The sequence below is a fragment of the Streptomyces sp. NPDC058284 genome, from assembly GCF_042881135.1.
Classification (GTDB): Bacteria; Actinomycetota; Actinomycetes; order Streptomycetales; family Streptomycetaceae; genus Streptomyces.
The window spans coordinates 261,067-283,521 of record NZ_JBHVYE010000001.1; the positions used below are offsets into that span (position 1 = coordinate 261,067).

General features: G+C 71.3%; 7 protein-coding genes and 1 pseudogene. 6 read left to right on the forward strand and 2 right to left on the reverse strand.

Annotation, left to right across the window (positions count from 1 at the left end):
• Nucleotides 1-313: hypothetical protein (locus ACFVYR_RS01070; protein WP_389611058.1), on the forward strand; the 313-nt coding region annotated here is incomplete at its 5' end.
• Between the two features lie 9 nt (nt 314-322).
• Here ACFVYR_RS01070 and ACFVYR_RS01075 read toward each other — a convergent pair.
• A complete protein-coding gene (locus tag ACFVYR_RS01075) occupies nt 323-1,696 on the reverse strand; it encodes a phenylacetate--CoA ligase family protein (protein ID WP_384247286.1) in 1,374 nt (457 codons plus the stop codon).
• Between the two features lie 951 nt (nt 1,697-2,647).
• On the opposite strand from ACFVYR_RS01075, the gene ACFVYR_RS01080 reads away from it, so the two are divergent.
• Both ACFVYR_RS01080 and ACFVYR_RS01085 read left to right on the forward strand, forming a co-directional pair.
• Complete coding sequence (locus ACFVYR_RS01080; RefSeq protein ID WP_384247288.1) at nt 2,648-3,427, forward strand: thioesterase II family protein; 780 nt, start codon at nt 2,648-2,650, stop codon at nt 3,425-3,427.
• Nucleotides 3,424-4,221 (forward strand): BTAD domain-containing putative transcriptional regulator, encoded by a 798-nt coding sequence (locus ACFVYR_RS01085; RefSeq protein ID WP_384247291.1) that lies wholly within the window; start codon nt 3,424-3,426, stop codon nt 4,219-4,221. Before ACFVYR_RS01080 ends, ACFVYR_RS01085 begins: the two co-directional genes overlap by 4 nt.
• Before the next feature lie 36 nt (nt 4,222-4,257).
• Here ACFVYR_RS01085 and ACFVYR_RS01090 read toward each other — a convergent pair whose 3' ends face one another.
• A complete protein-coding gene (locus ACFVYR_RS01090) occupies nt 4,258-5,508 on the reverse strand; it encodes a cytochrome P450 (RefSeq protein WP_384247294.1) in 1,251 nt (416 codons plus the stop codon).
• Between the two features lie 383 nt (nt 5,509-5,891).
• Between ACFVYR_RS01090 and ACFVYR_RS01095 the strand changes: the two genes are divergently transcribed.
• The 3 genes and pseudogenes from ACFVYR_RS01095 (at nt 5,892) to ACFVYR_RS01105 (ending at nt 22,439) form a co-directional block, all read left to right on the forward strand.
• Nucleotides 5,892-10,856 (forward strand): type I polyketide synthase, encoded by a 4,965-nt coding sequence (locus ACFVYR_RS01095; protein ID WP_384247297.1) that lies wholly within the window; start codon nt 5,892-5,894, stop codon nt 10,854-10,856.
• Between the two features lie 121 nt (nt 10,857-10,977).
• Nucleotides 10,978-22,008: pseudogene (locus tag ACFVYR_RS01100) on the forward strand (type I polyketide synthase); the annotation flags it as partial.
• The gene (locus tag ACFVYR_RS01105) at nt 22,005-22,439 is read left to right on the forward strand and encodes a nuclear transport factor 2 family protein (protein WP_384247300.1); all 435 of its coding nucleotides are present in this window, start codon (nt 22,005-22,007) and stop codon (nt 22,437-22,439) included. The pseudogene ACFVYR_RS01100 and the gene ACFVYR_RS01105, both read left to right, overlap by 4 nt.
• Nucleotides 22,440-22,455 lie beyond the last annotated feature (16 nt).

Here is a 22,455-nt window from a genome sequence, read left to right on the forward strand (position 1 = left end):
CCCGCCCCCTTCGCGGCGGGGCGCCCCCGGTTTGGGGGTACTGCACAGCGGCCGGGGGCGACCGGGGCCCACCAATATCGCCTTGGTCGACTACCTGTACTCCAACGACCTGGTCGACGACGCGATCGAGCACCCGGGCCCCGCCGACTCCGGCCGGATCGACCGGGCGCACTGCGCCGAGCCGATCATGCCGCTCAACAGTGCGGAAGCCGTCAACGCCCTGCCGGGTCTGCTCAATTACCCGGTCGAGCTGCTGATCCACAGCCAGCCATGGGCCGACGCGGAGCCGCCGTTGCGCGACTACGCCCGCTGACGCGGCCGGTCAGGCGGTGTACGGGATGATCGTCCGGTACTTGCCGCCGTCGCCCTGCCGCGGCGGCTCCTCGCCCCGTTCCACGGTGACGTTGTCGAGTTTGTTGTCGGCGAGCAGGCGGGTCAGCCCGTCGTGAGCGTTCCGCCACACGCGTTCGTCGTCGGCTCCGGGGGCCCGGACCAGGCGTACCCGCAGGGTCGAGGGCTGTGTCTGCTCGATCTGGAAGAGTTCCACTCCGGGCATGCGGTCGAAGAGGCTGCTGAAGGCGAGCGGGGCGAGCCGGACGTCGTCGCCGCGGCCCGAGGGGAACGTGAGGATGTCACCGGCCCGGCCCTGGACCCGGATCGCGGGTGACGAGGCGCCGCACGGGCAGGGGTCGGGCCGGAGCATGACGCTGTCGCCGAGGTCGTAGCGGAGGAACGGCTGTACGCGGTTGGCGAGGTTGCTGATGAGGACCGTGTGCGAGAACTCTCCCGGCGGTACGGGCTGGTGGTCGGCGTCGACGGGTTCGAGCACGGCCCAGTCGTCATTGACGTGGTACCAGCCCTCGACGCAGCCGTGGCTGAGGTACGTGCACTCCGTCGCGCTGTACATCGTGCGCACCTTGGCGCCGAAGGCCTTCGCGATGCGGTCGGTGTCGCTCTCGCTCATCGTCTCGCCCGCGGGCTCGATCAGCACCGGGTCGATGTGCAGGCGGCCCGCCTCCTGTTCGGCGGTGAGCAGCATGATCGTGCTGGTGTAGCCGATGACGAACGCCGGTCGGTAGTCGTTGAGCTCGGCCACCAGCTTCGACATCGGCTCATGCACGGAGAGCGCGCGGAGCAGCTTGCTGCGCCCGCCGCCCTCCATCGCCATCCGGGAGTATCCGGCGAAGCCGACGTAATGGCCGTCGGTGGCGACGAGTTGGGCGAAACGGCCGCCGTGGGCGAGGGCGCGGGCGATGCCGAGGGGGCCGAGCCAGGAAGCGAGCACCCGGGACGAGACGGCGGACGACACGGTCATGTACCGGTCGTCGAGGACGAACAGGCCGCGCCTGCCGCTGGTGCCCGATGTGATGGCCACGAGGTAGCGGCCGAGGAAGCGGCGTCCGATCAGGTCGGGATCGTCGGTGAACGCGCGCACCTTCTCGAAGGTGATGTCCCGGTCCGTCGCCCAGTCGTCGAAGTGGTCCATCAGCCGCTTCTTGTCGGTGACCGGCAACAGCGTGGGGTCGTCGACCCGTTCGGGCAGACCGCGGTAGAGATCCTGGTAGTACGGCGACGCGGAGCGGGCGTAGGCGACCAGGTCCGCCAGTCGGTCGCCCCGGCGCCGCGCGACCGCGGCCGCGCCCTGCTTGCGGGCCTTGCGGTTGTCCCGCATCAGCCACGACATGCTCTCGCTCATCGTCTTGCGCTCCTTCGGGTGGCAGCCCCGGCCCGGTGGCCGGCCTGCCGGAGTTCGGCGGGGACGTACGTCTGAACGTCTACCCCGCCGCTGTCGGGGGGTGATGGGCGCCGGAGGGCCGGCCCCGGGCGGGGGCGGCCCCCGGCCTGTCCCCTGCCCGCGGCTCCCGCACGTCATCCATGGCACGACGATCGCGGATGCGCGGTCGGACAAGGCCCCTTGAACGGCGCACAGTCACCCCAAAAGGTGACAGGCCCGTCCTGGAGGCGCCCGGACCGGTCGAGTGGCCGACTGCCACTGCTTCACACGGGGCCGGATCCGGCCACTCGGCACCCCAGGCCCGCACGCACGGCCGCTCCACGACCACACGTCCGGGGCGCGTGCGCTGCGGTTTCAGGGTGGCACGGGCAAACGCCACCGTCATAATCGAGACCCGTCACGCCCCGTCGGCACCGCAAGAAAACAACCGGCCAGAATCGGCCCGCAGGGTTATCCGACCGACCTTCACACACGCAATAGAGATCATTTACTTTCGACCACCGGGGACCGTGTAAATGTCGCAGGCCAACGGCGGATACAGATCATCAAACCAGCAGGCCGTAATATTCCCGCAAAATGGGAGCGCCCGCGCGAGTGGACCGAAAGTCGAGGCCGACTCCACCGGGCCTTCAGCGCTACCGGGCGATCACGCCTCACACCCCTCGCTTCACCAGAGGCAGTGTCAAGCATTCATATGGAACTTACCTTAAACTTGCCGCTCACATTTCGTTCACGTGAGAATGCGACTCCAAAGAAAAAGGGAGTGTCTCATTCCGATCCGTTGCCATCTTACCTACGTTGCTCTTTAAACTTTGAGCTGTGCATGATCAGGAGCGGCTATGCGGTGCGGCGACACCGTAGTCAGCGTTCCTGGCGAAGGGAAAGATCTTGTCTGCCTCCTCCCCACCCGATATGTCGGACCCCTGGATACGTCGTTTCCGGCCCCGTCCGGAAGCCGGCGTTCGCCTGGTCTGCTTCCCCCACGCGGGCGGCTCGGCCACCTACTACCAGCCACTGGCGCAGTCCCCCACGCTGCTGCCCGAGGCGGAAGTCCTCGCGGTGCAGTACCCCGGCCGGCAGGACCGGCGCAGAGAGCGGCTCGTGGACGAGATCCCCGTCCTCGCCGATCTGGTCACCAAGGCGCTCCTGCCCTTCGGCGACCGGCCGTTGGCCTTCTTCGGCCACAGTATGGGCGCCGTCCTCGCCTATGAAGTCGCGCAGCGGCTGGGCGAGCGCACGGGCAACGAGCCCTGCCATCTGTTCGTGTCGGGGCGCCGTGCGCCCTCCGTCTTCCGGCCGGGGACCGTACACCTCCTCAGCGACGCCGAGTTGGCGGCCGAGCTGCGCCGCGCCGGGGGCACGGACCCGATGTTCCTGAACGACGAGGAGTTGCTCGCGGAGATCCTCCCGATCGTCCGCAACGACTACCGGGCGATCGAGCTGTACCGGTGGAGCCCCTCGCCTCCGCTGGCCTGCCCCATCACCGCGCTGATCGGCGACCGGGACGCGCAGGCCACGCGGGACGAGGCGGCGGCCTGGCGGCAGCACACGGACGGGCCCTTCGACCTGAAGGTCTTCTCCGGGGGCCACTTCTACCTCAATACGCATCAGCAAGGCGTCTCGGAGATCATCTCCAAGGCCCTGACGGACCGCGCACAACAGCCGGCGACGACAAGGGGGACGGCCCAGTGAGGTACGAGATGTTGGGCCCGCTCCGCGTCAGGAACGGAAACAAATACTCCACCATCAATGCGCAGAAGGTCGAAGTCGTCCTCACCGTCCTGCTCGTCCGCGCGGACCAGCTCGTCTCCCTGGAGCAGCTGATGCGGGAGATCTGGGGCGAGGACCTGCCCCGGCGCGCCACCGCCGGGCTCCATGTGTACATCTCCCAGCTCCGCAAGTTCCTCAAGGTGCCCGGCACGGCGGGCAATCCCGTCGAGACCCGCGCGCCGGGTTACCTGCTGCGCAAGGGCGACGACCGGATAGACGCCCAGGTCTTCCCTGAACTCGTTGACGCCGGAAGGACATTGCTCAGAGAGAAGCGGTACGACGAGGCGGCTTCGCACTTCGGCCAGGCGCTCGCGCTGTGGCGCGGTCCGGTCCTCGGCCAGGGCGGGAACGGGACCGTCGCCAACGGTCCGATCATCGACGGGTTCTCGACCTGGCTGAACGAGATCCGCCTGGAGTGTCAGGAGATGCTTGTCGAGTGCCAGCTCCAACTGGGCCGCCATCGCGAGGCGGTGGGCATGCTGTACGCCCTCACCGCGGAGAACCCGATGTGTGAGGCGTTCCACCGCCAGCTCATGCTGGCGCTCTACCGGTCCGAGCGGCAGGCGGACGCGCTGAAGGTGTACCAGTCGGTGCGCAAGACGCTCAACGATGAACTGGGGCTCGAACCGGGGCGCCCGCTGCAGGAGTTGCAGCGGGCCATACTCTCCGGCGACACACACCTGATGGCGCCGCCTCTCGCTCTGTCCGGCCGCTGACCCCGGCAGAACGAGCCCGCCTTCACGAGGCTCGGCTCAGAACGCGCAGTGCAGGTGCTTGATGCCCTCGATGAAGCTGGAGTCCAGCCTCCGGGGCTGCCCCACGGCATGGATCCGGGGCAGCGCCGCGAGGAGCTCCCGATAGAGAGCGGTGATCTCCATCCGGGCGAGGTGGGCCCCGAGACAGACGTGCGGGCCCACCGCGCCGAACGTCACATGGGTGTTCGCCGCACGCGTGATGTCGAAACGGTAGGGGTCCGGGAAGACGCTCTCGTCCCGGTTGCCGGACCAGTAGAACAGGAAGATCCGGTCGCCCCTGCGGAACCGGTGGCCGTTCATGTCGCAGTCGCGGGTGGCGACCCGGCGCATCCAGTTGATGGGCGTGGAGACCCGCAGGATCTCCTCGACCGCGCCCTTCGCGTAGGTGTCGAAGTCCGACAGCAGCAGCTGCTTCTGCTCGGGGTGCTCGGTCAGCAGCACCAGGGCGTGCGAGATGGCGTTGCGGGTGGTCTCCATCCCGGCGATGACGAGCAGGATGAAGAACGAGACCAGTTCCTGGCGGGTCAACTGCTCACCGTCCGCCTGGACCTGCACCAGTTTGGTGATCAGGTCGTCGCCCGGGGCGGCGAGCCGTTCCTCGCGCAGCCGCGCGATGTAGTCGCCGAGCTCCTTCGACGCCTCGATCACCGCCCGTTCGGAGTCCGCGCGGTCGGGAACGTAGTCCGGATCGAGCGGACCCACGATCGTGTTGGACCGCTCGAAGAGGAACTCGTGGTCCGACTCGGGAATCCCCATCATGTCGCTGAGCACCGCGATCGGCATCTCCGCGGCGACGGGCCTGATGAAGTCGCCCGGCCCGCGTGCGACGAGGTCGCCGATGACGCGCCGGGCGGTACGGGTCGCCACGGCCTCGAACTCGGGAACCATGTTGCGGCCGAAGGAGCGCGAGACGATGCGGCGCAGCCGGGAGTGCTCGGGGTTGTCCATGTTGATCATCGAGCCGTAGTACTCGTCGAGTTCGGGAGGCAGACCGATGATGGTGGTCGCGCCGTTCGACGAGAAGTCCTGCGGCCTGCGGCTGACCTCCGCGATGTCCGCGTACTTGACCAGCGCGTGGTAGCCGAACGCCCAGGGTACCCCCGGCATGTTTTGCTGGATGAACGCCGGACGCGGCAGCGCGCGCAACTCCTCGAACAGCTTCACACGTTCCGCGTGCGGCCGCGCCCAGAACGACGGGTCGACCAGGTCGGGAAGTGTGGCGGCCGGCTTGCTTTCCGTGATGGGCACGATGCCTCGCTTCGCGTGATCAGAGCAGGACCACTCGCGTGATCAGAGCAGGACCACTCGCGTGGTCGGAGCATGACGACTCGCGTGATCAGAGCAGGACCACTCGCGTGGTCAGAGCATGACGACCTGACACCGGCTCACCTTTGCAGCCACCGCTTAAGCGCCCCTAAGAAGTCCCTCAGTCCCCCGCGCAAGGCTGCCACCAGGCCCGAAGGCGTCCGGTCCCGGCGTACGGAGCCGAGTATTAGGAGGGCTTTAGCGCCGTCGACGAGTCTGCGGTCCGGCGGGGCCCCGCCTGCCCGATGCGCACGCCGATCCCGTGGCCGTCCGGTCATCGGGTCAGGGGTCCGGCCGTTCTCGCGGAGAGGAGCGGTTGTCCCGGGATGGCGCACAACGAAGAGAAGCTTCTTGAGTACCTCAAGCGGGTCACTGCGGACCTGCGTCAGACGGAACGCCGGTTGCGGGACGTCGAATCGGCGGGCCACGAGCCGATCGCCGTCATCGGCATGGCCTGCCGGCTGCCGGGCGGCGTCCGGTCCCCCGAGGAGTTCTGGGAGCTGATCTCCGCGGGCGGTGACGCCGTCGCCCCGCTCCCCGGCAACCGCGGCTGGGACCTCGACTCCCTCTACGACCCCGACCCGGAGAGCACCGGCACCAGCTACGTCCGCGAGGGCGGGTTCGTCTACGACGCCGGTGACTTCGACGCCACCTTCTTCGGCATCGGCCCGAGCGAGGCACTGGCCATGGCACCGCAGCAGCGGCTCGCCCTGGAGACGGCGTGGGAGGCCGTCGAACGCGCCGGCATCGATCCGCTCGCCCTCCGCTCCAGCGACACCGGCACCTTCATCGGCTGCGACGGCCTCGACTACGCCCTCGGCGCCTCCGAGGTCCCCGAAGGCACCGCCGGATACTTCACCATCGGCAACTCCGGCAGCGTCACCTCGGGCCGCGTCGCCTACACCCTGGGGCTCGAAGGCCAGGCCGTCACGGTCGACACCGCCTGCTCCTCCTCGCTCGTCTCCCTCCACCTCGCGGCCCAGTCCCTGCGCACCCAGGAATGCTCACTGGCGCTGGCGGGCGGTACGTACGTCATGTCGTCACCCGCCCCGCTGATCGGCTTCAGCGAGCTGCGCGGCCTGGCCCCCGACGGCCGGTGCAAACCGTTCTCGGCGGGCAGCGACGGCATGGGCATGGCCGAAGGCACCGGGGTGGTGCTCCTGGAACGCCTCTCCGACGCCCGCCGCAACGGCCACAAGGTCCTCGCCGTGATCCGTGGCTCAGCGGTCAATCAGGACGGCGCCAGCAACGGTCTGACCGCGCCCAACGGCCCCGCCCAGGAACGCGTCATCCGCGCCGCCCTCGCCAACGCCCGCCTCTCCCCCGAGGACATCGACGCCGTGGAGGCGCACGGCACCGGTACCACGCTCGGCGACCCCATCGAGGCCGGCGCCCTCATCTCCGCCTACGGGCAGGAACGGCCTGAGGACCGCCCCCTGTGGGTGGGCGCCGTGAAGTCCAACATCGGTCACACGCAGATCGCCGCGGGCGTCGCCGGCGTCATCAAGATGGTCCTGGCCCTGCGGAACGAACTGCTGCCCGCCATCCTGCACGCCGACGCCCCCTCGCCCCACGTCGAGTGGGACGGGAGCGGGCTGCGCCTGCTCACCGAGCCGGTGAAGTGGTCCCGCGGCGGGCGTCCGCGCCGGGCGGGGGTGTCCTCTTTCGGCTTCTCGGGCACGAATGCGCACCTGATCCTGGAGGAGGCGCCGGAAGAGGCGCCGGAAAAGGTGCCGCAGATGGCACCGGAGGATGCCTCTCCGGATGTGTCACAGGATGTGCCCGGTGCCGTGGTGCCGTGGGTGGTGTCCGGGCGTGGCGGGGCCGCGCTGCGGGGACAGGCGCGGCGGCTGGGTGAGTTCCTCGGGGCGTCCGCGGAGGCGGATTCGTCGGCGGCGGAGGTCGGGTGGTCGCTGGCCACGACGCGGTCGGTGTTCGAGCACCGGGCTGTGGTGGTGGGCCGGGACCGTGAGGCGTTGACGGCGGGTCTTGGGGCGCTGGCGGCGGGCGAGGCGTCGCAGGATGTGGTGTCGGGGGTTGCGAGGGATGTGGGCCCGGGGCCGGTGCTTGTCTTTCCGGGGCAGGGGTCGCAGTGGGTGGGGATGGGGGCTCGACTGCTGGATGAGTCGCCTGTGTTCGCGGCTCGAATCGCGGAGTGTGAGCGGGCGCTGTCGGCGTATGTGCACTGGTCGCTGACGGAGGTGCTGCGCGGGGACGGCAGTGAGCTGTCCCGCGTTGAGGTCGTCCAGCCGGTGTTGTGGGCGGTGATGGTGTCACTGGCCGCCGTGTGGGCCGATTGTGGGGTCGTACCGGCTGCTGTGGTGGGGCATTCGCAGGGGGAGATGGCGGCTGCGTGTGTGGCCGGTGTGCTGTCGTTGGAGGATGCGGCGCGGATCGTGGCTGTACGCAGTGAGGCGCTGCGGCAGTTGCAGGGGCACGGGGACATGGCCTCGCTGGGGGTGAGTGCGGAGGAAGCGGCTGAGCTGATCGGCGACGACCGGCCGGGTGTGTGCGTCGCCGCCGTCAATGGGCCCTCGTCTACGGTGATTTCGGGCCCGCCGGAGCATGTGGCCGCTGTCGTGGCGGATGCCGAGGCACGTGGCCTGCGCGCCCGGGTCATCGACGTCGGATACGCCTCCCACGGCCCTCAGATCGACCAGCTCCACGACCTGCTCACCGAGCGTCTCGCCGACATCCGGCCCTCCCGTACGGACGTGGCGTTCTACTCGACGGTGAGCGCGGAACGGCTTGCCGACACCACCGCCCTCGACACCGCCTACTGGGTCACCAACCTCCGCCGGCCCGTCCGCTTCGCCGACACCATCAAGGCGCTGTTGGCCGACGGCTACCGGTTGTTCATCGAAGCCAGCCCCCACCCCGTCCTCAACCTCGGCATGGAAGAGACCATCGAGAAGGCGGACGTCTCCGCCACCGTCATCCCCACCCTTCGCCGCGACCACGGTGACACCACCCAGCTCACCCGTGCCGCCGCCCACGCCTTCACCGCAGGCGCCGACATCGACTGGCGGCGCTGGTTCCCGGCCGACCCCACCCCCCGTACCGTCGACCTCCCCACCTACGCCTTCCAGCACCAGCACTACTGGCTGGACCGGGCCGCCTCGGCCGCCTCCACCGCGACAGCCGGCGGTGGGCCGGGTGCTGCCGAGTCCCAGCTGTGGCAGGCCGTCGATGATCTCGACCTCGGGCTGCTGGCCGAGACGCTGGGCTCGGAGGAGGGCAGCGAGGAAGCGGTCCGGGCGTTGGAGCCCGCGTTGCCCGTTCTTCAGGGATGGCGTCGACGGCACCGTGAGCAGGCGACCATCGACTCCTGGCGCTACCGCGTCACTTGGAAGCACCAGGCCGACGGGGACGCCCCTCAACACAACGGAGAATGGCTGCTGTTCGTCCCCAACGGCCATGCCGAGCATCCTGCCGTACGGGCCACGGCCGAGGCGCTGACCACGTACGGAGCGGCCGGCGTCCGACTGCATGCCGTCGAGATCGGCCGGGTCCGCCGCGAGGATCTGGCCGCCGTCGGCACCACCGGCCTTGCCGGGGTCGTCAATCTGCTCGCGCTGGACGAGGAGCCGCATCCCGATCACCCGGCAGTGCCCGCGGGGCTCGCCGCGACCACCGCACTTGTTCAGGCGCTCGGCGACAACGGCACGAGTGCGCCCCTGCACACGGTCACGCAGGGAGCCGTCTCCACGAGCGCCACCGATCCGCTCACCCACCCCGTGCAGGCACACGTCTGGGGGCTCGGACGCGTCGCCGCCCTCGAACACCCGCGCCTCTGGGCCGGACTCGTCGACCTCCCCGCCCACGTCGACCGCCGAACCCTCGCCCGCCTCGCCGCCGCGCTCCTCCCCCGGGAAGAGGACCAGACCGCCGTCCGCCCCACAGGAACCCACACCCGGCGCCTCACGCACGCCCCCTCGGCCCCCAGCACCCGCAAGGCCGCCCCCGCCTGGCGGCCCGAGGGCACCACGCTCATCACGGGCGGCACCGGCGGACTCGGCGCCGTCCTCGCCCGCTGGCTCGCCCACCAGGGCGCCCCCCACCTGCACCTCACCAGCCGCCGGGGACCCGACGCCCCCGGCGCCCGGGAACTCACCGCCGAGCTCACCCGTCTCGGCACCGCCGTGACCGTCACCGCCTGCGACGTGAGCGACGCCGACCAGCTCCGTCACCTCATCGATGAGATCCCCACCGAGCACCCGCTCACCGCCGTCGTCCACGCCGCGGGGATCACCGATCTGACGCCGATCGGTGATCTGACGTCCGCGCGGCTCGGCGAAGTACTCGGCTCGAAGTCCGCCGCGGCCTGGACTCTGCACGAGCTGACGCGGGAGGAACCCGGTCTATCGGCGTTCGTGATGTTCTCCTCCGGAGCCGGTGTGTGGGGCAGCGGACAGCAGGGCGCGTACGGCGCCGCCAATCACTTCCTCGACGCGCTCGCCGAACACCGCCGCTCCCAGGGCCTGCCCGCCACCTCCATCGCCTGGGGCCCCTGGGCCGAGGCCGGAATGTCGGCGGACCAGGAGTCGCTGTCGTACTTCAAGCGTTTCGGTCTGCTTCCGATCGGCCCGGATCTGTGCGTCAAGGCGCTGCATCAGGCGGTCGACGCGGGCGAGGCCACGCTGACCGTGGCGGACTTCGACTGGGCCCGGTTCACACCGACGTTCACCGCGCAGCGCCCCAGCCCCTTCCTCGACGACATTCCGGAGAACCGGCGGGAGGCCGAGCAGAGCGGGTTCGCGGCCGAGACCAGCGCCTTCCGCGCGGAGCTGGCGAAGACTCCCGCGGCACAGCGGCACGGCTTCCTGGTCCAGCACGTGCGGACGTACGCGGCCGCCACGCTCGGCCGCACGGTGGAGGACATCCCCGCCGCGAAACCGTTCCAGGAGCTGGGCTTCGACTCGCTCACCGCGGTCCAACTGCGCAACCAGCTCAACACCACGACCGGGCTCTCCCTGCCCACCACCGTGATCTTCGACCATCCGACCTCCGAGGCCCTCGCCTCGCACCTGCGCGGCCAACTCGGCGACGAGGGGGCCGCCGACGAAGGCAACGTACTCGCGGCGCTCGACAAGTGGGACGCGACGTACGGCACGGCCGAAGTCGACGAGGCGGCCCGTCGGCGCATCGTGGGGCGACTACAGGTCCTGGTCTCCAAGTGGAGTCCGGCGCAGGAAGGACCGGAGGGCGCCGACTCCACCCACGCCGACCTGGAGGCGGCGAGCGCGGACGACATCTTCGACCTCATCTCCAGCGAATTCGGGAAGTCCTGATCCCCACCGGCACCCGCCTCCGTCCCCGTCCCGTCCCCCGTCCTCTCCTCACCTCTCCCCTCCACTCATACGTCCCCATCACCACGTAGCGCCAAGGAGCCTGGGTCAGATGTCGAACGAGGAGAAGCTTCTCGATCACCTCAAGTGGGTCACCGCGGAGCTGCGCGAGGCCCGCCAGAAGCTCCGCGACAAGGAGTCGGCCGAGCCGGTCGCGATCGTGGGCATGGCCTGCCGCTATCCCGGCGGCACGCGCTCCGCCGAGGATCTGTGGCGGCTGGTGCGCGACGGGGGCGACGCGGTCTCCGCGTTCCCCGACGACCGCGGCTGGGACCTGGACTCCCTCTACCACCCGGACCCGGAGCACCCGGGCACCAGCTATGTGCGGGACGGCGCCTTCCTGTACGACGCGGGCGACTTCGACGCCGACTTCTTCGGCATCAGCCCGCGCGAGGCCGTGGCGATGGACCCGCAGCAGCGGCTGCTCCTGGAGACCGCCTGGGAGGCGATCGAACACGCGGGCCTCAACCCGCAGGCGCTGAAGGGCAGTGACACCGGCGTCTTCACCGGTGTGAGCGCCCACGACTACCTGACGCTGATCAGCCAGACGGCCAGCGAGGTCGAGGGGTACATCGGCACCGGCAACCTCGGCAGCGTGGTGTCGGGCCGCATCTCCTACACGCTGGGGCTCGAAGGCCCCGCGGTGACCGTCGACACGGCCTGCTCGTCCTCGCTGGTCGCGATCCACCTGGCGAGCCAGGCGCTGCGCCAGGGCGAGTGCTCCCTCGCGCTCGCCGGTGGCTCGACGGTCATGGCCACGCCCGGCTCGTTCACCGAGTTCTCGCGGCAGCGCGGGCTCGCACCCGACGGGCGCTGCAAGCCGTTCGCCGCCGCCGCCGACGGGACCGGCTGGGGCGAGGGCGCCGGTGTGGTGGCACTCGAACTGCTCTCCGAGGCACGGCGCCGCGGCCACAAGGTCCTCGCGGTGGTCCGGGGTTCGGCCGTCAACCAGGACGGTACGAGCAACGGCCTCGCCGCCCCCAACGGCCCCTCGCAGGAACGCGTCATCCGCGCCGCCCTCGCCAACGCCCGCCTCTCCCCCGAGGACATTGACGCCGTGGAGGCGCACGGCACCGGCACCACGCTCGGCGATCCCATCGAGGCGCAGGCCCTGCTGGCCACGTACGGCCAAGGACGGCCCGAGGGACGGCCGTTGTGGCTCGGCTCGGTCAAGTCGAACATCGGTCACACGCAGGCCGCCGCGGGCGTCGCCGGTGTGATCAAAATGGTCATGGCGCTCCGCGACGGCCTCCTCCCCGCCTCCCTCCACATCGACGCGCCCTCACCTCACGTCCAGTGGGAGCAGGGTGGCGTACGGCTGCTCTCCGAGCAGGTGGAATGGCCGGCGGAGCGCACGCGTCGGGCGGGCATCTCGGCGTTCGGCATCTCCGGGACGAATGCGCATCTGATCCTGGAGGAGGCGCCCGCTCCCGAGCCTGATCCCGGGCCCATTGCCGAGCCTGCGCCCGCGTCCCCGGGTGTGGTGGTGCCGTGGGTGGTTTCCGGGCGCACCGGTGACGCGCTGCGTGAACAGGCGCGCCGCTTGGGCGCTTTCGCTTCCGAGAACACGGATGCCTCGCCTCTGGAGATCGGCTGGTCCCTGACCACGACACGACCGCTGTTCGCGCACCGCGCCGTGGTCGTCGGACATGACCCCGCTCAGGCCGTCTCCGCTCTGGGCACGCTGGCGGCGGGTGAGGCATCCGGGGAGGTCGTGTCGGGGGTTGCGGGGGATGTGGGCCCGGGGCCGGTGTTGGTGTTTCCGGGGCAGGGGTCGCAGTGGGTGGGGATGGGGGCTCGATTGCTGGATGAGTCGTCGGTGTTCGCGGGCCGGATTGCTGAGTGTGAGCGGGCGTTGTCCGCGTACGTGGACTGGTCGCTGACGGAGGTTCTGCGCGGGGACGGCAGTGAGCTGTCCCGCGTTGAGGTGGTTCAGCCGGTGTTGTGGGCGGTGATGGTGTCGCTGGCGGCGGTGTGGGCCGATTGTGGGGTCGTACCGGCTGCTGTGGTGGGGCACTCGCAGGGGGAGATGGCCGCTGCGTGTGTGGCCGGTGCGCTGTCGTTGGAGGATGCGGCGCGAATCGTCGCCGTACGCAGTGATGCGCTGCGGCAGTTGCAGGGGCACGGGGACATGGCATCCCTCGGGGCGAGTGCGGAGGAAGCGGCTGAGCTGATCGGCGGCGACCGGCCGGGTGTGTGTATCGCCGCCGTCAACGGGCCCTCGTCCAGCGTCATTTCGGGCCCGCCCGAGCATGTGGCGGCCGTTGTTGCCGATGCCGAGGCACGTGGCCTGCGCGCCCGGGTCATCGACGTCGGGTATGCCTCCCACGGCCCTCAGATCGACCAGCTCCACGACCTGCTCACCGAGCGTCTCTCCGACATCCGGCCCTCCCGCACGGACGTGGCGTTCTACTCCACGGTGACAGCGGAACGGCTTGCCGACACCACCGCCCTCGACACGAACTACTGGGTCACCAACCTCCGCCGGCCCGTCCGCTTCGCCGACACCATCGAGACGCTGTTGGCCGACGGCTACCGGCTCTTCATCGAAGCCAGCCCCCACCCCGTCCTCAACCTCGGCATCCAGGAAACCCTCGAACAGGCCGGTATCGAAGCGCACACGATCCCCACCCTCCGCCGCGACCAGGGAGGCCGCACCCAGCTCACGCACGCGGCCGCGCAGGCGTTCACGGCGGGTGCCGACGTCGACTGGCGCCGCTGGTTCCCGGCCGACCCCGCCCCCCGTACCGTCGACCTCCCCACCTACGCATTCCAACGTCGGCACTACTGGGTGGAGCCGCCCGCGGCGGGCGTACCCACGGGCGGCGGGCATGATCCCGTCGAGGCACGGGTGTGGCAAGCGATCGAGGATCTGGACGTCGATGCCCTGGTCGGCAGCCTGGGCGTCGAAGGCCGGACGGAGGCCGTGGGGGCGCTGGAGCCCGCGTTGCCCGTCCTCTCGGCCTGGCGACGCCGTCACCGGCAGCAGACCACGGTCGACTCCTGGCGGTATCACGTCACGTGGAAGCATCAGCCCGACACCGCGGCGCCGCGGCTGGACGGCGACTGGTTGCTGCTCGTGCCTGCCGCGCACGCCGATCACCCGGCCGTCCTGGCGACGGCACAGACCTTGGCGGCGCACGGCGGCGGGGTGCGGCGGCATGTGGTGGACGCGCGCGACGTGGAACGGGCGTCGTTTGCCCAGGAGTTGGCGTCCCTCATGGAGGGAGCCGCGTACGCCGGGATCGTCAACCTGCTGCCCCTGGACGAGGAGCCGCATCCCGATCACCCGGCCGTGCCCGCCGGGCTCGCCGCGACCACCGCTCTCGTCCAGGCCCTCGGCGACAACGGCGCTGACATCGCCGTACGCACCCTCACACAGGGCGCCGTCTCCACCGGCGCCACCGACGCCCTCACCCACCCGGTCCAGGCCCAGGTCTGGGGCCTGGGGCGGGTCGCCGCCCTGGAGTATCCGCACCTGTGGGCCGGGCTCGTCGATCTGCCCGGGCGCATCGACCATCAGGCGCTCACCCGTCTCGCCACCGCCCTGGCCTCCCGGGACGAGGACCAGATCGCCGTCCGGCCGGGCGGCGTCCAGGCCCGCCGTCTCGCCCACGCACCGGCTCACACGCGCGACAGCGGTGTGCGGTGGCGGCCCGAGGGCACCACGCTCATCACGGGCGGCACCGGCGGAATCGGCGCCGTCCTCGCCCGCTGGCTCGCCCGCGAAGGCGCCCCGCACCTCCTCCTGACCAGCCGCCGCGGCCCCGACGCGCCCGGTGCCCGCGAACTGGCCGCCGAACTGACCGAGTTGGGTACGACCGTCACCGTCACCTCCTGCGACGTGGGCGACCGCGAACAGGTACGCACCCTCGTCGAGGGCGTCCCCGTAGAGCAGCCACTCACGGCCGTGATCCACGCGGCGGGCGTGCCGAACTACATCGGTCTCGGCGAAGTGACCGGCGCGGAGCTGGACGAGGTGCTGCGCCCGAAAGCCCTCGCGGCTCATCATTTGCACAAGTTGACGCGGGAGCTGGAACCGGGTCTCACGGCGTTCGTGATGTTCTCCTCCGGCGCCGGTGTGTGGGGCAGCGGACAACAGGGCGCGTACGGCGCCGCCAACCACTTCCTCGACGCTCTCGCCGAACACCGCCGCTCCCAGGGCCTGCCCGCCACCTCTATCGCCTGGGGCCCCTGGGCCGAAGCCGGAATGGCCTCCGACCAGGCCGCGTTGACGTTCTTCAGCCGCTTCGGCCTGCATCCGCTGAGTCCCGACCTGTGCGTCAAGGCGCTGCATCAGGCGCTGGACGCGGAGGAGACGACGCTGACCGTGGCGAACTTCGACTGGGCGCAGTTCACGTCGACGTTCACCGCGCAGCGGCCGAGCCCGCTCCTCGCCGACCTGCCCGAGAACCGACGGGCGAGCAGCCCGGCGGCGGACCGGGAGGACGCCTCCGGTGACGCGTCGTCGCTGCAACAGGAGCTGACCGGGGCGAAGCCCGCACAGCAGCGGCAGTTGCTGCTCCAGCACGTACGGTCGCAGGCCGCGGCCACGCTGGGGCACTCCGACGTCGACGCCGTGCCCGCGACACAGCCGTTCCAGGAGCTGGGCTTCGACTCGCTGACCGCGGTGGAGCTGCGCAACAGGCTCAACAAGAGCACCGGCCTGACCCTGGCGACCACGGTCGTCTTCGACCACCCCACCCCCGACTCCCTCACCGACGTCCTGCTGGCCGAGCTGTCCGGCGACACGGCGACCGCCGATGCCACGCGGACGGCCGCGACGACGGCCGCCGCCGACGACGAGCCGATCGCGATCGTCGGCATGGCCTGCCGCTACCCGGGCGACGTCCGGTCCGCCGAGGAGCTGTGGGACCTGGTCACGGCCGGCAAGGACGCCATGGGCGACTTCCCCGACGACCGGGGATGGGACCTCCAGGCGCTGTACAACCCCGACCCGGAGAGCCGCGGCACCAGCTATGTGCGCGAGGGCGGGTTCCTGTACGACGCGGGCGACTTCGACGCGGGCTTCTTCGGCATCAGTCCGCGCGAGGCCATCGCGATGGACCCGCAGCAGCGGCTGCTCCTGGAGACCGCCTGGGAGGCGATCGAACGCGCGGGGCTCGACCGGGAGACCCTCAAGGGCAGCAACGCCGGGGTCTTCACCGGCCTCACGATCTTCGACTACCTGGCGCTCGTCGGCGAACGCCCCACCGAGGTCGAGGGGTACATCGGCACCGGCAACCTGGGCTGTGTCGCCTCCGGCCGGGTGTCGTACGTACTCGGCCTCGAAGGCCCGGCGATGACCATCGACACCGGCTGCTCGTCGTCCTTGGTGGCGATTCACCAGGCGGCGCACGCGCTGCGGCAGGGCGAGTGCTCGCTCGCCCTCGCGGGCGGCGCGACGGTGATGGCGACGCCGGGCGCGTTCGTCGAGTTCTCCCTGCAGCGGGGACTCGCCAAGGACGGGCGGTGCAAGCCGTTCGCGGCCGCCGCCGACGGCACCGGCTGGGCGGAGGGCGTCGGCCTCGTCGTCCTCGAACGGCTCTCCGAGGCGCGCCGCAACGGCCACAACGTCCTCGCCGTGATCCGGGGCTCCGCCATCAACCAGGACGGCACGAGCAACGGCCTCACCGCACCCAACGGACAGGCCCAGCAGCGCGTGATCCGGCAGGCCCTCGCCAACGCCCGCCTCTCCGCCGAGGACGTCGACGCCGTGGAGGCGCACGGCACCGGCACCATGCTCGGCGACCCCATCGAGGCCGGCGCGCTGGTCGCCACGTACGGCAGGGGGCGGCCCGAGGACCGCCCGCTGTGGCTCGGCTCGATCAAGTCGAACATCGGCCACGCCCAGGCGTCGGCCGGAGTCGCGGGCGTGATCAAAATGGTCATGGCCCTGCGGAACGAGCAGCTGCCCGCCTCATTGCACATCGACGCACCGACACCGCACGTGGAGTGGGCGGACAGCGGCGTACGCCTGCTGTCCGAACCCGTCGCCTGGCCGCGCGGCGAACGCCCGCGCCGCGCCGGCGTGTCCGCCTTCGGCATCTCCGGCACGAACGCCCACCTGATCCTCGAACAGGCCCCGGACACGCCGGAGCCCGTGAGCACCCCGACGGGCGAGGCGCCCTCCGAAGTGGTGCCGTGGGTGATCTCGGCCCGTGGCGAGGACGCGCTACGGGCACAGGCCGCCTCACTGCTCGACCGCGCGACGACCGACCCGCAGCTGGCGTCGCCCTTGGACGTGGGCTGGTCGCTGGTCAAGACGCGTTCGGTGTTCGAGAACCGGGCTGTGGTGGTGGGCCGGGAGCGTGCGGAGCTTGTGGCGGGGTTGCGTTCGCTGGCTGCGGGTGAGCCGTCGGCGCATGTGGTCGAAGGGGCTGTGCGGGGGGCTTCCGGTGCCGGGCCGGTGTTGGTGTTTCCGGGGCAGGGGTCGCAGTGGGTGGGGATGGGGGCTCGGCTGCTGGATGAGTCGCCGGTGTTCGCGGGTCGGATTGCTGAGTGTGAGCGGGCGTTGTCGGCGTATGTGGACTGGTCGCTGACGGAGGTGCTGCGCGGGGACGGCAGTGAGCTGTCTCGCGTTGAGGTGGTGCAGCCGGTGTTGTGGGCGGTGATGGTGTCACTGGCTGCCGTGTGGGCGGACTGTGGGGTCGTACCGGCTGCTGTGGTGGGGCATTCGCAGGGGGAGATGGCCGCCGCGTGTGTGGCCGGTGCGCTGTCGTTGGAGGATGCGGCGCGAATCGTCGCCGTACGCAGTGACGCCCTGCGGCAACTCCAGGGCCACGGGGACATGGCATCCCTGGGGGCGAGTGCCGAGCAGGTCGCTGAGTTGATCGGGGACGACCGGCCCGGCGTGTGCGTCGCCGCCGTCAACGGGCCCTCGTCCACCGTCATTTCGGGACCGCCGGAGCATGTGGCCGCTGTCGTGGCGGATGCCGAGGCACGTGGCCTGCGCGCCCGGGTCATCGACGTCGGATACGCCTCCCACGGCCCTCAGATCGACCAGCTCCACGACCTGCTCACCGAGCGTCTCGCCGACATTCGGCCCTCCCGCACGGACGTGGCGTTCTACTCGACGGTGAGCGCGGAACGGCTTGCCGACACCACCGCCCTCGACACCGCCTACTGGGTCACCAACCTCCGCCGGCCCGTCCGCTTCGCCGACACCATCGAGACGCTGTTGGCCGACGGCTACCGGCTCTTCATCGAAGCCAGCCCCCACCCCGTCCTCAACCTCGGCATGGAAGAGACCATCGAGCAGGCGGACGTCTCCGCCACCGTCATCCCCACCCTTCGCCGCGACCACGGTGACACCACCCAGCTCACCCGCGCCGCCGCCCACGCCTTCACCGCAGGCGCCCACATCGACTGGCGCCGCTGGTTCCCGGCCGTGCCGTTGCCGCGGGTGGTGGATCTGCCGACGTACGCCTTCCAGCGGGAGCGTTTCTGGCTGGAGGGGCGCAGGGGGATCGCCGGGGACCCGGCGGGGCTCGGGCTCGCCTCTGCGGGGCATCCGCTGCTCGGGGCCGCCGTGGAGCTCGCGGACGGCAGCAGTCACCTGCTGACCGGCCGGATCTCGCCGCGGGACCAGGCGTGGCTGGCGGAGCACCGGGTCATGGACACCGTGCTGCTGCCCGGCTCGGCTTTCGTGGAGCTCGCGTTGCAGGCCGCGGTGCGGGTCGGCTGCGCGGAGTTGGCGGAGCTGGCGCTGCACACTCCGCTCGCTTTCGGGGACGGGGGCGCGGGCGCCGTCGATCTGCAGGTGGCGGTCGGCTCCGCGGCCGAGGACGGCCGACGGCCCGTGACCGTCCACTCGCGGCCCTCGGGCGAGGGCGAGGGCGAGGAGGCCGCGTGGACCCGGCATGCCGCGGGTGCGGTCGCTCCCGCCGGGCCGGATTCCGAGGACGTCTCGTTCGGCGGCGCCTGGCCGCCGCCCGGCGCCACACCGGTCGGCGGGCCCGACCCGTACGACGAACTCGCCGCGCATGGCTATGAGTTCGGCCCCGGTTCGCAAGGCCTCGTGAGCGTCTGGCGGCTCGGGGAGGACATCTTCGCCGAGGTGGCGCTGCCCGAGACGGAGAGCGGCAAGGCCGACCGCTATCAGGTGCACCCGATCCTCCTCGATGCCACGCTCCACGCACTGATTCTGGACGCGGTCACGTCGTCCGCCGACACCGACCAGGTCCTGCTGCCGTTCTCCTGGAGCGGGCTGCGGGTGCATGCGCCGGGCGCGGACACACTGCGGGTACGTATCGCACGCACCGCACCCGACCGGCTGGCGTTGACCGCCGTGGACGGCGGTGGAGCACCGGCCCTGACCCTGGAGTCACTGACGGTGCGGCCGGTGGCCGCCCATCAGATCGCCGGTGCCCGTGCGGCGGACCGTGACGCGCTCTTCCGGGTCGAGTGGACGAAGGCGGCAGCGCGGGCCGGTGAGGAGGGCGGCAGCACGCGTCACGCTGTCGTCGCGCCCGCCGGGGAGCCGCTGGGGGCGGCACTGGCCGGTGTGTTGGCCGGTGTTCCTGTGCGAGGCACGTTCGCCGCCCTGCGCGCCGCGGTGGAGGCCGGGGGTGAGGCGCCCGATGTCGTACTCGCGGTGTGCGTCACACCGGATGAGCGTGCGGGCGGCGATGCGGCCGAAGGTGCGCGACGGGCCGCCGTGTCCCTTCTGTCGCTGCTCAAGGAGTGGGTCGACGATCCCGCGTTCGCGGCGAGCCGCCTCGTCGTCGTCACCCGGGGCGCGGTCGCCGCGCGGCCGGGCGAGGTCGCCGGTGATCTGCCCGCCGCTTCCCTGTGGGGCCTGGTACGCAGCGCGCAGGCGGAGAACCCTGGTCGGCTCACGTTGCTCGATCTCGACGTTCTGGAGACCTCCCTCGCGGCGGTGCCGGACACACTGGCTTCTCAGGAACCGGAGTTGGCGCTGCGTGACGGGCAGGCATACGTGCCGCGGCTCGTCCGGGACGAGGCTTCGGCGCGGCTCGCCCCGCCGGTCGGGTCGCCCACGTGGCGTCTGGCGCGGACTGAAGAGGGCGCCACCGGCGGGAAGTTCGCGCTCGTCGACGCTCCTGAAGCCGGGCGGGCGTTGGCGCCGCACGAGGTGCGGGTGACGGTGCGGGCGGCTGCCGCGCCGGGTGCGGACGTAGACGTGGACGCGGACGCGGATACGAGTACGGATACGGGTACTGATCCGCTCGGCACGGGACAGGTCTGGGCCGCCGGTGTGGTGACCGAGGTCGGCGGTGATGCCGGATCGGTGGCCGTGGGTGACCGGGTGATGGGGCTGGTCGACACGGTCGGTCCGGTGGCCGTCACCGAGGCCTCGCTGCTCACCCCCGTTCCGTCCGGGTGGAGTTGGGTGCAGGCCGCCGGGTCCGTTGGGGCCTATGTGGCCGCGTACGACGTGCCGGCGGATGTCGTCGTGCGGCGCGACGGGGAGTCGCTGCTCGTAGCGGAGAGGGGAAGTCTCGCGGTCCGCCGCCCGGGTGCCCCGGACGTCGGCCAGGTGTCCTTCCCACCTCCCGAGCCCGGCCGTGTACGGGAAATCCTCGCCGAACTGGCCCGGTTGAGCCCCGACGGGGCCCTGGAGCCGCTCGACGTCACGGCGTGGGACGTACGGCAGGCGCCCGCGGCGGAGGCCGCTCCCGCCTCGGCACGTACAACCGTATTCACGCTGCCCGTCGCCTTCGACCCCGAAGGCACCGTGCTGATCACCGGTGGCACCGGCGCCCTGGGCGCGCTGACCGCCCGCCACCTGGTGAGCCGCCACGGCGCCCGGCGGCTGCTCCTTTCCAGCAGGCGCGGAGCCGACGCGCCGGGGGCCCTGGAGCTGGCGGCCGACCTCTCCGCGCTCGGCGCGCGGGTCACCTTCGCCGCCTGCGACCCCGGCGAGCGGGACGCGGCCGCCGCTCTCCTGGAGTCGGTACCGGCGGAGCATCCGCTGACCGCCGTCTTCCACTGCGCGGGCACCGTGAGCGACGCTGTGGTGCAGAACCTCACGGCCGAGCAGGTCGAGGAGGTGATGCGGGTCAAGGCGGACGCCGCGTGGAACCTGCACGAGCTGACGCGGGACGCGGACCTGTCCGCGTTCGTCCTCTACTCCTCCGTCGCCGGGCTGCTCGGCGGCCCCGGCCAGGGCGGCTACACGGCCGCCAACGCCTTCCTCGACGCGCTCGCCCGCCACCGGTACGACAGCGGCGCCGCGGCGACCTCGCTGGCGTGGGGCTACTGGGATCTGGAGAGCGGGATGTCGGGTCGGCTGACCGACGCCGACCGGGCGCGCCACGCGCGGGCCGGCGTGGTCGGGCTCGGCGCCGACGAAGGGCTCGCCCTCCTGGACGTCGCGTGGGCGGGCGGTCTGCCGCTGTTCGCGCCGGTCCGTCTGGACCTGGCCCGGATGCGCAGGCAGGCCGAGAGCCGTCCCGCGCCCGCGCTCCTGCGAGACCTGGTGAGCAGCGGGGGCAAGGGCGAAAGCTCCGGGTCCGGGCCCGGTTCCGCGGGGGCGTCCGCGCTGCTCAGGGCGCTCGGTGGGATGTCCGACACGGAGCGGGAGGAGGCGCTGCTCGACCTGGTGCGCACGCACGTCGCGGCGGTCCTCGGGTACGAGGCGTCGACGCCCGTCAACGCCACGCAGGGGTTGCGGGAGCTCGGCTTCGACTCGCTGACCGCGGTGGAACTGCGTAACCGGCTATCGGCCGCGACCGGCCTGAAGCTGCCCGCCACGTTCGTCTTCGACCACCCGAATCCGGCGGAGCTCGCCGCGCATCTGGGGCAGGAACTCGCGCCGCGGGCCGCGGATCCGCTCGCCGACGTCCTGGCGGAGTTCGAGCGTCTGGAGAACTCCCTGCTCTCGGTCTCCTCGAAGGACGGCACGGCACGGGCCGAGCTGGCCGGGCGGCTGCGCGCCACGCTGGCCCGGCTCGACGCACCGGTGGAAGCAGCCGACGAGGCGGCGGTCGCCGCCCGCATCCAGGACGCGTCGGCGGACGAGATCTTCGCCTTCATCGACCGGGACCTCGGCAAGGGCGGCGGCGACGGCAACGGGTCGGCAGGCAACGGGCAGGCCGTGGAGGGACAGGCAGTGGAGGGACAGCGATGAACGAGTTCGCCCGCAAGAAGCGCGTCCAGGAGCACAGCCGTCGGATCAACGCCGGGGACCTGGACGCCGTCATCGAGCTGTACGCGCCCGACGCCGTCCTGGAGGACCCGGTCGGCCTGCCGCCCGTCACCGGGCACGACGCGCTGCGCGCCCACTACGAGCGGCTGCTCTCCGCGCGCATCCGCGAGGAGGCGGCCGAACCCGTCGCCGGGCAGGACGCCACGCACGCGCTGATGCAGGTCACCTCCGTCATGGACTACCTGCCCGCGGGCCCGCTCTACGCCGGGCGCGGCTGGCTCAAGCCCCCCGACGACCCGGATACGGCGCGCATCCGGCGCACGGCGATGCTCGTGATCCGCATGGACGCGGCCGGCCTCATCCGGCACCTGAAGTCCTACTGGGGCACGTCCGACCTCACGGTCATCGGCTGAACCGCCGGCCCCGTCC

Coding starts and splice junctions, on each gene's coding strand:
- ACFVYR_RS01075 (WP_384247286.1), bottom strand. CDS start 1,696: ATGAGCGAGAGCATGTCGTGGCTGATGCGGGACAACCGCAAGGCCCGC.
- ACFVYR_RS01080 (WP_384247288.1), top strand. CDS start 2,648: ATGTCGGACCCCTGGATACGTCGTTTCCGGCCCCGTCCGGAAGCCGGC.
- ACFVYR_RS01095 (WP_384247297.1), top strand. CDS start 5,892: ATGGCGCACAACGAAGAGAAGCTTCTTGAGTACCTCAAGCGGGTCACT.
- ACFVYR_RS01105 (WP_384247300.1), top strand. CDS start 22,005: ATGAACGAGTTCGCCCGCAAGAAGCGCGTCCAGGAGCACAGCCGTCGG.